This is a genomic window from Blattabacterium sp. (Cryptocercus kyebangensis) (genome assembly GCF_003226855.1).
Classification (GTDB): domain Bacteria; phylum Bacteroidota; class Bacteroidia; order Flavobacteriales; family Blattabacteriaceae; genus Blattabacterium.
Genome location: NZ_CP029820.1, coordinates 546,075 through 558,828, shown reverse-complemented (window position 1 = coordinate 558,828; position 12,754 = coordinate 546,075). Strand labels below are relative to the sequence as shown.

15 protein-coding genes and 1 tRNA gene are annotated in these 12,754 nt (G+C 24.4%); 9 read left to right on the top strand and 7 right to left on the bottom strand.

What is annotated here, in order from left to right; all coding sequences use genetic code 11:
• The first annotated feature begins 2 nt into the window (after positions 1-2).
• From atpG to DM815_RS03255, 7 genes are all read left to right on the top strand, one after another.
• Complete coding sequence (gene atpG, locus DM815_RS02785; protein WP_110509227.1) at positions 3-881, top strand: ATP synthase F1 subunit gamma; 879 nt, start codon at positions 3-5, stop codon at positions 879-881.
• A 73-nt stretch (positions 882-954) separates the two neighbouring features.
• Positions 955-1,935: a tryptophan--tRNA ligase gene (trpS, locus tag DM815_RS02780; protein ID WP_110509225.1), complete on the top strand. Its 981-nt coding sequence runs from the start codon at positions 955-957 to the stop codon at positions 1,933-1,935.
• A gap of 111 nt (positions 1,936-2,046) precedes the next feature.
• Positions 2,047-2,607, top strand: coding sequence for a nucleotide exchange factor GrpE (locus DM815_RS02775; protein WP_110509223.1), 561 nt, complete (start codon positions 2,047-2,049; stop codon positions 2,605-2,607).
• Positions 2,608-2,622: 15 nt separating this feature from the next.
• Complete coding sequence (locus DM815_RS02770) at positions 2,623-3,744, top strand: DnaJ C-terminal domain-containing protein (protein WP_110509221.1); 1,122 nt, start codon at positions 2,623-2,625, stop codon at positions 3,742-3,744.
• 59 nt (positions 3,745-3,803) lie between these two features.
• Entirely contained in the window at positions 3,804-4,988 is a 1,185-nt protein-coding gene (gene mnmA, locus DM815_RS02765) for a tRNA 2-thiouridine(34) synthase MnmA (protein ID WP_110509219.1), read from the top strand.
• A 100-nt stretch (positions 4,989-5,088) separates the two neighbouring features.
• Entirely contained in the window at positions 5,089-5,418 is a 330-nt protein-coding gene (locus tag DM815_RS03260; RefSeq protein ID WP_317046299.1) for a dihydroxy-acid dehydratase, read from the top strand.
• Positions 5,415-5,582, top strand: a complete 168-nt coding sequence (locus DM815_RS03255) for a dihydroxy-acid dehydratase (protein WP_317046305.1) — start codon at positions 5,415-5,417, stop codon at positions 5,580-5,582. Before DM815_RS03260 ends, DM815_RS03255 begins: the two co-directional genes overlap by 4 nt.
• A gap of 576 nt (positions 5,583-6,158) precedes the next feature.
• On the opposite strand, the gene DM815_RS02755 is transcribed toward DM815_RS03255, so the two are convergent.
• From DM815_RS02755 to DM815_RS03275, 3 genes are all read right to left on the bottom strand, one after another.
• Positions 6,159-6,244, bottom strand: a tRNA-Leu gene (locus DM815_RS02755).
• A 104-nt stretch (positions 6,245-6,348) separates the two neighbouring features.
• Positions 6,349-6,489, bottom strand: a complete 141-nt coding sequence (locus DM815_RS03145; protein ID WP_161539543.1) for a hypothetical protein — start codon at positions 6,487-6,489, stop codon at positions 6,349-6,351.
• 147 nt (positions 6,490-6,636) lie between these two features.
• Positions 6,637-6,792, bottom strand: a complete 156-nt coding sequence (locus DM815_RS03275; protein WP_410491986.1) for a hypothetical protein — start codon at positions 6,790-6,792, stop codon at positions 6,637-6,639.
• 111 nt (positions 6,793-6,903) lie between these two features.
• Here DM815_RS03275 and dapB point away from each other — a divergent pair, with 111 nt between their 5' ends.
• Together dapB and lepB are read left to right on the top strand one after the other, a co-directional pair.
• The gene (dapB, locus tag DM815_RS02745; RefSeq protein WP_110509215.1) at positions 6,904-7,608 is read left to right on the top strand and encodes a 4-hydroxy-tetrahydrodipicolinate reductase; all 705 of its coding nucleotides are present in this window, start codon (positions 6,904-6,906) and stop codon (positions 7,606-7,608) included.
• A 15-nt stretch (positions 7,609-7,623) separates the two neighbouring features.
• The gene (gene lepB, locus DM815_RS02740) at positions 7,624-9,138 is read left to right on the top strand and encodes a signal peptidase I (protein ID WP_110509213.1); all 1,515 of its coding nucleotides are present in this window, start codon (positions 7,624-7,626) and stop codon (positions 9,136-9,138) included.
• An 11-nt stretch (positions 9,139-9,149) separates the two neighbouring features.
• Here the strand turns inward: lepB and DM815_RS02735 are convergent, their stop codons facing one another.
• From DM815_RS02735 to DM815_RS02720, 4 genes are read right to left on the bottom strand one after another with little or no spacing between them, the layout of a single operon-like run.
• Positions 9,150-9,848 carry a rhomboid family intramembrane serine protease gene (locus DM815_RS02735; protein WP_110509211.1) on the bottom strand — a complete coding sequence of 233 codons (699 nt, stop codon included), beginning with the start codon at positions 9,846-9,848 and terminating at the stop codon, positions 9,150-9,152.
• The gene (gene mutL, locus DM815_RS02730; RefSeq protein WP_110509209.1) at positions 9,849-11,612 is read right to left on the bottom strand and encodes a DNA mismatch repair endonuclease MutL; all 1,764 of its coding nucleotides are present in this window, start codon (positions 11,610-11,612) and stop codon (positions 9,849-9,851) included.
• Between the two features lie 12 nt (positions 11,613-11,624).
• Positions 11,625-12,107: a 6,7-dimethyl-8-ribityllumazine synthase gene (ribH, locus tag DM815_RS02725; protein ID WP_110509207.1), complete on the bottom strand. Its 483-nt coding sequence runs from the start codon at positions 12,105-12,107 to the stop codon at positions 11,625-11,627.
• Positions 12,108-12,119: 12 nt separating this feature from the next.
• Complete coding sequence (locus DM815_RS02720) at positions 12,120-12,734, bottom strand: tetratricopeptide repeat protein (protein WP_110509205.1); 615 nt, start codon at positions 12,732-12,734, stop codon at positions 12,120-12,122.
• Positions 12,735-12,754 lie beyond the last annotated feature (20 nt).

The window sequence follows — 12,754 nt, the reverse complement described above, 5'->3', positions numbered from 1 at the left end:
TAATGTCCAATTCAAAAGAAATAAAAAATAGAATTTTATCTATAGCTTCTATTATAAAAATCACAGAAGCTATGAAAATGATTTCTATCGTAAAATTACGAAAATCAAAAGAATCTCTTTTGCATTTCAAAAAATATTCAAAACATATAGAACAGTTATTTCAAAACATTTTATTTTCATTCCATGAAAATACAGATATTTTAAAAAAAAACAATTATTTTTTTTCCTCCAAAAAAAATAAATTGTTTCTCGTAATTACTTCTAACCGTGGATTATGTGGATCATTCAATTCCTTAATTTTTGATAAAATTCATGAAATAATTCAAAAAAAAGAGGATTCATTAAAGAATGGATGTATTTTTTTTTCTATTGGAAAGAAAGGTTTTGATTACTTTTTATCAAAAAAATATACTTTGTATGATTACAATAAAAATCTTCTAAATAATTTTTCTGATATATATTTGTTTGTCCAAAAAATTATTGAAGATTTTTTATCTAAAAAAATTTCTTCTATATACTTAATATATAATCATCTAAAAAATTCTTTATTTCAAAAAGTCATTGTTGAACAGATTTTTCCAATTTCTATTCCTACTTTTAGAAAAAAAAAATTATCAGAATATGAATATTCTATCTTAGAACCATCTAATATTGAAATTTTAGATCATCTTATTCCAAAACTTATTAGCGTAAAAATATTTAAAAGTTTATTGGAATCATATACTTCAGAACATACTGCAAGAATGATATCTATGCATAAAGCTACAGAAAATGCTAATGATATTAAAAGAAATCTTATGTTGAATTATAACAAAGAAAGACAAACTAACATTACTAAGGAAATACTTGAAATCATTAGTGGATTAGAAGCCTTAATCTAAAAAAAAAGTAAAAATACAGAGAAATGAATAACATTTCATTTAATTACATTTGTTAATATTTAATAAAAAGATTATGAAAAATATGTTAACAGGAATTCAAAGCACTGGAATTCCTCATTTAGGAAATATTTTAGGAGTTATAATTCCATCTATAGATATAGCTAATCATTCAAAATATTCTTCGTTTATATTTGTAGCAGATTTACATTCACTGATAGAAATGAAAGATCTAGAAACTATCCGTTATAATACTTATCAAATTACGGCAGCATGGTTAGCTTTTGGTTTAAATACAGAAAAAAGTCTATTTTATAGACAATCAGATGTTTCAGAAGTTACTGAACTAGCTTGGTATTTGAATTGTTTTTTCCCCTATCAAAGACTTACATTAGCTCATTCATTCAAAAAAAAAAGGGAAAATAATGAAAAAATTAATGTAGGTGTATTTGCTTATCCCATTTTAATGGCCGCTGATATATTACTGTATAATGCAGAAATAATTCCTGTAGGAAAAGATCAACTACAACATGTAGAAATAACACGTCACATAGCTAATCGTTTTAATAAACGAATAGGAAAAAAAATATTTGTATTACCTGAAGCCTTTCTTAAAAAAGAAACGATGTCTATTCCTGGTACAGATGGTAAAAAAATGAGTAAATCAAAAAGGAATTGGATTAATATATTTTCTTCAGACGAAATATTAAAAAAACAAATTATGAGTATTCATACAGATAATAAGTCTTTAAACGAAAAAAAAAATCCGGATAAAGATTCTATAATGTACTTATATAGATTACTAGCACCTATAAATAGAGTAGAAGAAATGAGAAAAAAATATATAAAGGGTGGATATGGATATTTAGAAGCTAAAATAGCCTTATATGAATGTATAATAAAAAGATTTTCAGTTGAAAGAAAAAAATTTTTTTCTTTAATAAAAAAGAAATCTTTATTAGATCGTATCCTTTCTTCAGGTGCTAAAAAAGCCAAACATATTGCTTGTGAAAGATTGAATAATATTAGAAAAACTTTGAAATTTAATCCTTCATGAAAATTATATTGAGGGCTATAAATTATAACATGTCATAATGACACAATTGTAAAATATGGCCAATATTTTGCTCCTAGAGCATAGAATTGGTTTATAAATATTTTTTATGTTATGAATATGAATCAAAAAAAAACTGAAAAAAAGGATGAAATTCCATCTACGAGTGATCTATATAAAATGGAAAAATCTTTTTTAAAAGAAAAAATCCATGATAATCCATTAAAGGAAATAGAAATTCTAAAAGAAAAATTGGAAAAAGAAAAAGAGAAATTTTTACGTATTTTTGCAGAATTTGAAAATTATAAAAAACGTATTAAAAAAGAAAGATTTGATCTATTTAGAATTGTTCATCAACAAATTATTATAGATTTAATTCCAATTTTAGATGATTTTGAACGAGGACTTAAAGAACTTAAGAAGTCAAAAGACGAACTTATAATCCAAGGAATTTCTCTAATACAGGGAAAACTAATCAAAATTTTAAAAGAAAAAGGGTTGAATAAAATTCAAATTAAAAAAGGAGATGATTTTAATACAGATTTTCATGAGGCGATTACACAAATCCCAGCTTTGACAGAAAACTTAAAAGGGAAGGTAATAGAGATTATAGAAGCTGGATATATCCTTCAGGAAAAAGTCATACGACATGCTAAAGTCATTACCGGTAAATAATTAAATTTTATCTTCATGATGAAAAAAGATTATTACGAAGTATTAAATATTTCTAGAAATTCTTCTTCAGAAGAAATTAAAAAAGCTTATAGAAAATTAGCAATTAAATATCATCCAGATAAAAATCCGGATAATAAAAAAAATGCAGAAGAAAAATTTAAAGAAGCGGCTGAAGCCTATGAAGTATTAAGCGATCCAGAAAAAAAACAACGTTATGATAAATTTGGTCATTCCGGTGTTAAAGGAAATACCTCTGGTGGATCAGGAATGAATATGGAAGATATTTTTACAAATTTCGGAGATATTTTTGCTGATGCATTTGGTGAAGGATTTTCTAGTTTTGGATTTGGAAAATCTACAAGACACAAAACTATTAAGGGAAGTGATCTTAGAATACGAGTAAAACTAACATTAGAAGAAATAGCTAATGGAATAGAAAAAAAAGTGAAAGTAAAAAGATTGAAAGTCGCTAATGGTGTAAAATTTAAAAATTGTACTCCTTGTAATGGGACTGGTCAAATAACACGTATAGCTAATACTATTTTAGGAAGAATGCAAACAACGTCTCAATGTAACATATGTTCTGGAACTGGAAAAAGGATTGAAAAGATTCCATATGGAGCCAATAAACATGGATTAATTAAAGAAGAAGAATTAGTGAATATACAAATCCCCGCAGGACTTACAGAAGGAATTCAACTAAAAGTCTCTGGAAAAGGGAATGAAGCTCCATTTAACGGAATTCCTGGAGATTTAATTGTATTGATTGAAGAAATCTCTCATCCTAAATTAAAAAGAGAAGGTAATAATCTTCATTATGATTTATACATATCATTTCCAGATGCTATATTAGGAGCTTCAAAAGAAATTCCTACTATTAGTGGAAAAGCTCGTATTAAAATAGACCCTGGAACACAATCAGGAAAAACTCTTAGATTAAAAAATAAGGGATTACCTAATATTGAAGGATACGGATATGGAAGTCTTTTCATTCATGTAAATGTTTGGACTCCTAGAAAAATTAATGAAGAACAAAGAATTTTTTTCGAAAAAATGAGAAAAAATGAAAATTTTTTTCCTCATCCTGGAAATTCAGAAAAATCTTTTTTTGATCGTGTTAGAGAAATGTTTTCATAATAGAAAATATTTAATATATATAATCACTAATTTATTCTTATAAAAGATTACTTTTTCTTATGAAAAGAGTAGTAGTAGGACTTTCAGGGGGTGTTGATTCTAGCGTTGCGGCATTACTTCTTAAAAAGAAAGGTTATGAAGTAATCGGTTTATTTATGAATAATTGGGATAATTCTAGTATCAATATAAATAAATGTACTTGGTTGGAAGATAGTATTTATGCTATGTTAGTGGCTAAAGAATTGAAAATCCCTTTTCAAGTAGTGGAAATGAAAAAAGAATACAAAGAATCCATTATAAATTATATGTTTAACGGATATAGATATGGAAAAACACCTAATCCAGATATACTTTGTAACCGAGAAATAAAATTTAATGTTTTTTTGAAAATAGCCATTGATTTAGGAGCCGATTTTATTGCTACAGGTCATTATGTTAATAAAGAAAAAATTATAAAAAATAATAAAATTATCTATCGTCTTTTGATTGGAAAAGATTCTAATAAAGATCAATCATATTTTTTATGTCAATTAACACAATATCAATTAGAAAAATCTCTATTTCCATTAGGTCCATTTACAAAAAATCAAGTACGAAAAATAGCAGAAAGAAATAAATTGTGTAATGCATACAAAAAAGATTCTCAAGGATTATGTTTTGTTGGAAAAATTAATTTATCTAAATTTCTTCAACAAGAAATACTTCCTAAAAAAGGCGAAATTATTAATATTAATCCAAAATCCTCAATATATAATAAAAAAAATATCTCTTTTTTTTCAAAAGAAGAAGAATTATTTTTTTTATCCAGAAAAAAAAAATATAAAAAATCGGATGGTAATTTGATTGGATATCATCAAGGGGCACCCTTTTTTACAAAAGGACAACGTAAAGGAATTTCTTTAGGAGGATATAAAAAAGCACTTTTTGTTATTGAAAAAGATATTAAAAAAAATATTGTTTATACAGGAATGGGAAAAAACCATCCTGGGCTATATAAAAAATCTTTATTTATTCAGGAAAAAGATATTCATTGGATACGAGAAGATTTTATTCTTTTAGATGGAAATAAAATGGAGGTTTTTTGTAGAATTCGTTATAGACAACCATTGCAAAAAGCATTGTTATACAAAACAATAAACGGAATGTTCATAGAGTTTGAAACAATGCAATGTGCTATCAACGAAGGACAATTTGCTGCTTGGTATCTAGATAAAGAATTAATAGGTTCCGGAGTCATTTCATGAAATAAAATTCATTATAATATGAAATATTTCACATAAAAAATGATATTTTTTAAGCCCTACTTGATTATTCAGTAGGTCTTTTTGATTTATAAAACCTATCATGAAAAAAAGAATTAACAATTTTAGCAGAAAAATGACAAAAAATCTCAATTTACCATATTCGCATTTTATGCTTTATGAAACAGGAATGGATGATTCTTATTTTTTAAAAGCTCAAATCGGAATAGTTAGTAATTGGTATGACGGAAATCCTTGTAACATGCATTTAGACCAACTAGGAAAAAAAATTAAATCCTCAATAATAAATAAAAAAAATTTAATAGGATTTCAATTTACAACTATTGGAATAAGTGATGGAATTACTATGGAAACTTATGGAAAGATATATTATTCACTCTATTCTAGAGAATTAATAGAGGATAGAGTATAGAAACGGGAGTTGATTCACATCATTATGATGGAATTATAATAGCTATACCTGGATATGATAAAAATATTCCAGAAGTTATGATAGCTTTACTAAGATTGAATAGACCTTCTGTTATTTTTTATGGAGGAGTATTTCTTATGGTCCTTATAATGGGAAAAATTTAGATATTGTTTCTTTTTTTTAGGCATTATAGAAGAATAACTCCTGTAAAATATCCGAAAAAGAATATAAAAATATTATAAAAAATTCCTGTCCAGGTACAGGATATTGTGGTGGAATGGACACATAAAATACAATGGGATCTTCTTTATCAGATATGGGAATGAGGCTTCCTTACTCCTATTCTTCTTCATCTACAAGTAAGTAAAAATAAAAAAATAGATATATTTATTGATGTATTTCCAGTAAAAAGTTAGGTTACTTAAATTTTTATATATACTTAATCAAGTATTTTATGATTTAAAAACCACACCGGAAGGAAAGAAAAGATATGTACTTCTATTTTAGATTGGTATAATTTTGTATTTATTGTAGAACATCCAACTGGATATTTTTCCAGATCGTTATTAGATTTTTAATCTAAAAAAATAAAGGGGGAAAACTATTATTTTTTTGTCTATTTAGAGTTATAAATAACGATAGTACTTTACTAGTACAGAATAAATACGATAAAAATTTCTTATATATATGAAGAAAAAAAGTATTATTTTATTGTTAATTTCCACTATATAAATACTTTGTACCCACGACTGGATTCGAACCAGCATATCCTATATCGGATACCACTCCCTCAAAGTGGCGTGTCTACCAATTTCACCACGTGGGTTTAATTTTTTAATTCATTTTCATTTTAAAGAAACAGGGACTATTTTTCCGTTAAAAAATGAATTTCCTTCTAAATATAAGAAATTTACACTAGGTCTATTTTTTTTATTCTTTAAATTTTTCAGATAAAACTTCCGTAAGATTATATAACGATTCTTTAGAAGAACTAAATATTGATAGTCCATTTTTTCTAATAAAAGGCTTTACTAATTGTATTATTTTCATAGGATAAAAAACAAAAAACATTTACTTCATAATAAATATCTTTATATTTTAAATTATTGAATTTTTTTTCAATAAAAAACCATCATTATTAATGATTCAGTCTACAGATATCCATTCTAATAAAATTTTTTCTATTTTTTTATAGGATTTTTTCCCCGTTAAGGACATTTATAATGGAATACAAATTCCAAATTTTCTATTATTTAATAATTTGGATAATTGACTAATATTTTTATAGATATAGGATATAGATAATACATGATCCCCCATATTTAAGAATTTTTTTACTATTTCATATCCTATTCCCTTTCCGGATCCTGTAATAATTACTTTTTTTTCATTTTATATAATTTATTTTATTATAATAAAATTTCAGAACTAAAGTTGATCTATCTTTGGAGAATGAATTTTATATATATAAAAACTTAGAAAAATATGAATATAGCCATAATAGGATATGGAAAAATGGGAAAGGCTATAGAAAAAATAGCAAAAATTAGAAATCATCAAATTTCTTTTTTTTCTAATAAAAGTCCTTGCAATATTTCATTTAAAAATACAGATGTCGCAGTAGAATTTAGTCGTCCTGATTCAGCATTTAAGAATATAAAGATTTGTATAGAAAATAAGATTCCTATAGTGTGTGGAACTACAGGATGGTTAGATAAATTTAACCTTGTTAAAGATATATGTAAAAAAAAAAATGGAACTTTTTTATATTCTTCCAATTTTAGTATAGGGATGAATATTTTTTATGAGATCAATCATAAACTATCAAAATTACTATTTCCATATTCTATAAATTATGAAATAAAAATTGAAGAAATTCATCATAAAAAAAAAATAGATAGACCTAGTGGTACAGCTCTTTTTTTAGCAAAAAATATTATTAATAATAAAATGAAAAAAACATGGGTTTTAGATAAAAAAAAAACAAAAGATGAAATCTTAATTGTTTCAAAAAGATTTGATAAGGTACCAGGAATACATAGAGTTTTATACCAATCTAAAATAGAAAATATAGAAATTGAACATAAAGCTCATAACAGAGAAGGATTTGCAATAGGAGCTATTATTGCTGCAGAATGGATACAAAATAAAAAGGGAATTTTTTCTATGAAAGAAGTCTTAGGTATATAAATTAAATACATTTTTATGTTCCAATATCTCTTTTTCAGTAGTATTTTTTTATTTTTTGAACATTTTATTCATGTTTTAGGTACATGGAGACTTTATAAAAAATTAGGAATAAATTATTATAAATCAATTATACCTATCTACAATATTATACTTCTTTTAAAAATTTATCGAAGATCTATTTGGTGGTTATTTCTTTTATTTATTCCAATAACAAGTATTTTTTTATTTGGAATTTTATGGACAGACTTACTTAAAAATTTTGGAAAGAATGAAAAACAAAATATTATTTTATTTTTTTTAACCCTAGGAGGATATATATTTTATATAAATTATTCTAAAAATATTGAACTATCAAAAATAAAAGAATCCAAAAAAAATACAGGGTCAAATATTTTATTTGCTATGATTCTTTCTTTCCTTACACATACTTATATAGTTCAACCTTTTGCCATACCTACTTCTTCTATGGAAGGGACTTTACTTGTAGGGGATTTTATATTAGTAAGTAAAATTCATTATGGATTGCGTATGCCAATTACACCCATATCTATTCCATTTACTCATAACACTATTTTTGGAAAATGGAAATCTTATATTTCTATTTTCCAATGGCCTTATTTACGTTTTTCTCCTATACAACCTATACGAAGAAACGATATTGTCGTTTTTAATTTCCCTAAAGATTCTAATCATAAAGTTATAGATAGAAAAGAAAATTATATTAAACGTTGTGTAGGGTTACCAGGTGATGTCATTTCTATAAAAAATGGGGATTTATTTGTCAATCATAAAAAAGAAAAATCCTACAAAAAAAATATTTTAGAAAAACAACAAATTTACCTTCTTAAAACGAAAAATATACCATTAAATATAGAATTTCTTAAAGAGAATATGGATCTTGAAGAGGTTGAAATGATAGTAGAAAAAAATGACGAATATTTTTATCAAATAATGTTAACAGAAAAAAAAGCAATTCAGATTAAAAATCTATTTGATAACATAGTTTTTATAAAAAAATATATTTTACCAATTAATTTTCAAGAAGATTCTATATTTCCAAATAATTTTGGTTGGAATAGAGATTTTTTTGGTCCATTATTGATTCCTAAAAAAGGAGATTTTATTAGATTAAATTCAAATAATATTAATATTTATTATGATATTATTGTTTCTGAAGGAAATAATATTGAAAAAAAATATTCTTATTTTTTCATTAATAATAAAAAAAATAATTTTTATAAAATAAAAAGAAACTATTATTTCATGATGGGGGATAACAGACATAATTCTTCCGATTCTCGTTATTGGGGATTTGTTCCAGAAGATCATATAGTGGGAAAACCTATATTTATATGGATGAGTATTGACTGGAATAGAGAAAATCCTTTAAATTTTCTTAATTGGAAATTTCGTTGGAATCGTACTATGATCACGATATATGGACAAAATTCTTATTTATCCTTTTTTTTTATATTTTCATTTATATATTTTTCCTATCTTTTATTCTATTCTCTGTTCTATAAAAAATAATTTGTGATTTATTAAACCTTTTCTTTTTTTAGAAAAAAATTTCCTATAAAATAACCCGAAATAATTCCTCCAATGTGAGCAAAATGTGCTACACCAGGAGAAAAGTTAAAAATAGCAGAAATGAAACTTCCAAAAATAAAAATCAAAAGAGCTTTTCGTACAGCAATTGGAAAAGGAAAAGGTAAAATAAATATTTTATGTTCTGGAAAATATCTAGCAAAAGCACCTACTATTCCACTAACAGCTCCAGAAGCTCCCATCATAGGAGAATACATTGAACTATAAAGATTTATTCGTTGTTCTTGATTCAAATAATCAAAAATTTTTTTTGCTTGGGAGAAATCTAATGTATGAACGAAATAATAAAGGATACTAGTATTAAATACTAATTGTAATAAAGAAGCTAAAATACCAGATAAAAAATATACTATCAAAAATTTTTTGATTCCTAATAAAGTTTCCATTTGTCCTCCAAACATGAATAAGGCTAACATGTTAAAAATTATATGTAAAAAAAGACGTTTGGAATGGACAAACATATGAGTAAAAATCTGATATAATTCAAATCGATCATCTAGAGGATGATATAAAGAAAGAAGGTTTTCTATTTTATATTGTGAAAAAACAAAGGTAGCTGTATATACAAGTATATTAATACTAATCAAGTGTTTTACAGCATCTGAATTGAAATTTGATGTATAAAAATTCACTTACAAAATTGTTTTTTTTAAAAAATTTTTATTGAAAATAAAAAATATAGGATCTCCTGAATAAGTATAATTTATATTTTTACAAGAAAAAAAATCTCTAATTAAACATTCCATTTTATCGGAATGTAATTCCGTTCCGTATTTTACAGCGGCAGATTTAGATACAGATTTAATAAGTATTTTTTTATTATTTTTTTCTCCATTAATAAAATTATATGTTAAAATATTTTGAAAAATTTCAACTAGTATATTTTGATGAATATTCTCAGGAATAGAATATAAATATGCGGATTTATTCCAAAAGTATAAATGAAATCCCATTTCAATCAATTCATATTGAATATTTTTCAATGAAATAAATTCATTATCCAAAAGCTTAACTTCAATTGGAAAAAGTAACTGTTGGCTTATCAATTTTTTTTTTCTTTCCTTAAAAAAGAATTCAAATAATATATTTTGATGGGCTCTGTGTTGATCTACTAATATTATATTTTCATTATTCCATAGAAAAATTATATATTTTCCGTTCATTTGAAAAGTTTTTATTTTCTTTTCATGATATATGTAATTGGATAACTTTTTCGTAAGATGAACATCAAGAAAAAAATGAGATTCTTTCATTTTATGAAACCAATTCTCTAATTGAGTTACTTTTTCTTTATAAGAAAATTTATCAAAAAAAGAATCATAATAATTCATCAATAAAAATGATTCTTTTTTAACAGATGAATTAAAGGATAATAATAAATCGGAATTTTTTAATTCCTCTTTTTTTACTTTATATTGACAACATAAAACATTTTTTATTTCTTGTTGAATCAGATTACAAATCTGATCTTCTTCTTCCAATTTTATTTCTTTTTTTGTAGGATGAATATTCCAATTTACTAAAATTGGATCTATGTTAATAAAAATAAAATAAGAAACGGTTTTTAAATCTTTTAAAAGACCTTCATAAGAATGAATAATTCTTCTATGTAAAAGGGTATTGGTTATACAACGTTGATTCACAAATAAAAATTGATCTCCTTTTTTTACTGAAAAATCTGGTTCACTAATAAATCCCTCTATAATAATTTTATTTTTTTTTATTAAAATAGGGAGTAATGTTTTATTTCTTTTAATAAAAATTTCTTTTATTCTTTCTTTTAAAGAAGCTTTTTTAAAAAAATAAATAATTTTATCGTTATGATAAAAACGATAAACAATATCTCTGTGTGCTAAAATAATTTTATAAAATTCATTAATAATATGTTTAAATTCTATTCTAGAAGATTTTAAAAATCGTCTTCTTGCAGGAAATTTAGAGAAAATATTTTTTACCGAAATTCTTGTCCCTCTAAGCATATTTATGGGGATTTGTTCTTTAATTTTCCCTTCTTCTACAAGAATGTGAATACCCACTATATTTTCTTGATTTTTAGTTTGTATTTCCAACTTAGAAATGAAAGCTATGGAAGCTAAAGCTTCTCCACGAAACCCTTTTGTATTAATCCTAAAGATATCCTCATTGGTTTTTATTTTAGAAGTAGCATATCTTTGAAAACTATTCCTAGCATCATTATAACTCATTCCTTCTCCATTATCTATTAGTTGAATTAACGTTTTTCCTGAATCTCTTATAAAGATATCAATACTTTTTGATTTTGCATCTATGGAATTTTCTAAAAGTTCTTTTAATACAGATGAAGGACGTTGTATCACTTCACCAGCTGCAATTTGATTGATCACTTTTTTAGGTAAAAATTGAATAATATCCTTCATAAAGGAAATATTTTATTCGATAGATTTTTTAAAAGAAGCCATATATAATGCTGTTTTAGCGCATTCTATTCCTTTATTACCATTTTTTCCACCTGATCGATCAAAAGATTGCTTTTTATTTTTATCAGTAAGAACACAAAATATAACCGGAACATCATATTGAATATTTATATCTTTTATTCCTTGTGAAATTGCTTGACAAAGATAATCAAAATGAGGAGTTTCTCCTTTTATAAGGGATCCAATAACAATAATTGAATCAAAATTATAACAAAGAGCTATTTTTTTAGAAGAATAAATAAGTTCATAACTTCCAGGAACTTCCCATGTTTTTATTTTATCTTTTAAAATACCTGATTGAATTAAAGTTTCATAAGCTCCTTTATACAATTTTTTTGTCACATCGTGATTCCATTTTGAAACAATAATGGCAAATTTTAATTTTTCATTTTTTATTTTATTTTTATCTATTTTATATGCAGGAGCTATTTTCATAATCAAGAATTATTATAATTTATTTTCAATAAACATTAGATATTTATCTACATTATCCTTATACAAAAAAAGAGGATATTTTTTTTCTATTTTTTCCAAAAAAAATTTAGAATCCCTATATTTATTCATGGAAAAAGTCAACAATGCTGCTTTATAATAATAAAGAGGTGTAGTAATTTCGTTTTCTCTTATATTAGCTGCTTTGATGTAATTTTTTAAAGCTTCATTCTTATTTTTAATCTGTGTAAAAGAATCTCCTATCATTCCATATCTTATAGAAGATAAAAATTCATCTTTTGCAGAAAAATTATTCATCATTTTTATAGATTCCTTATAATTTCCTAATTTATAATAACATATTCCTGCATAAAATTTAGAAATATTACCTGCTTTAGTAGAAGGATACTTAGTGACAATTCCATAAAATCCAAGATAAGGAATTTTAAGTTTTTTTTGGTTTAATGCTTTATCTATAGATCCTTCTGAAAGATATTTTTGAGCGTAAATCAATTCTTTCAAAGCTTTTTTTTCTAATGGATATGAATAAAATTTTTTATATAAAAAAAATGTTGCTCCTGTTATAAAAATCATACTACAAAAAAAAATCATTACTTTTTTCTTTTTCATATATATTAACTTTTATTAAG

What these genes read in the sequence shown, in the direction of transcription:
- trpS (WP_110509225.1), top strand. Translation starts at nt 955, where the DNA reads ATGAAAAATATGTTAACAGGAATTCAAAGCACTGGAATTCCTCATTTA.
- DM815_RS03145 (WP_161539543.1), bottom strand. Translation starts at nt 6,489, where the DNA reads ATGTTTTTTGTTTTTTATCCTATGAAAATAATACAATTAGTAAAGCCT.
- ribH (WP_110509207.1), bottom strand. Translation starts at nt 12,107, where the DNA reads ATGAAAATAGCTCCTGCATATAAAATAGATAAAAATAAAATAAAAAAT.
- DM815_RS03260 (WP_317046299.1), top strand. Translation starts at nt 5,089, where the DNA reads ATGAAAAAAAGAATTAACAATTTTAGCAGAAAAATGACAAAAAATCTC.
- atpG (WP_110509227.1), top strand. Translation starts at nt 3, where the DNA reads ATGTCCAATTCAAAAGAAATAAAAAATAGAATTTTATCTATAGCTTCT.
- DM815_RS02770 (WP_110509221.1), top strand. Translation starts at nt 2,623, where the DNA reads ATGATGAAAAAAGATTATTACGAAGTATTAAATATTTCTAGAAATTCT.
- dapB (WP_110509215.1), top strand. Translation starts at nt 6,904, where the DNA reads ATGAATATAGCCATAATAGGATATGGAAAAATGGGAAAGGCTATAGAA.
- DM815_RS02720 (WP_110509205.1), bottom strand. Translation starts at nt 12,734, where the DNA reads ATGAAAAAGAAAAAAGTAATGATTTTTTTTTGTAGTATGATTTTTATA.
- lepB (WP_110509213.1), top strand. Translation starts at nt 7,624, where the DNA reads ATGTTCCAATATCTCTTTTTCAGTAGTATTTTTTTATTTTTTGAACAT.
- mnmA (WP_110509219.1), top strand. Translation starts at nt 3,804, where the DNA reads ATGAAAAGAGTAGTAGTAGGACTTTCAGGGGGTGTTGATTCTAGCGTT.
- DM815_RS02775 (WP_110509223.1), top strand. Translation starts at nt 2,047, where the DNA reads ATGAATATGAATCAAAAAAAAACTGAAAAAAAGGATGAAATTCCATCT.
- mutL (WP_110509209.1), bottom strand. Translation starts at nt 11,612, where the DNA reads ATGAAGGATATTATTCAATTTTTACCTAAAAAAGTGATCAATCAAATT.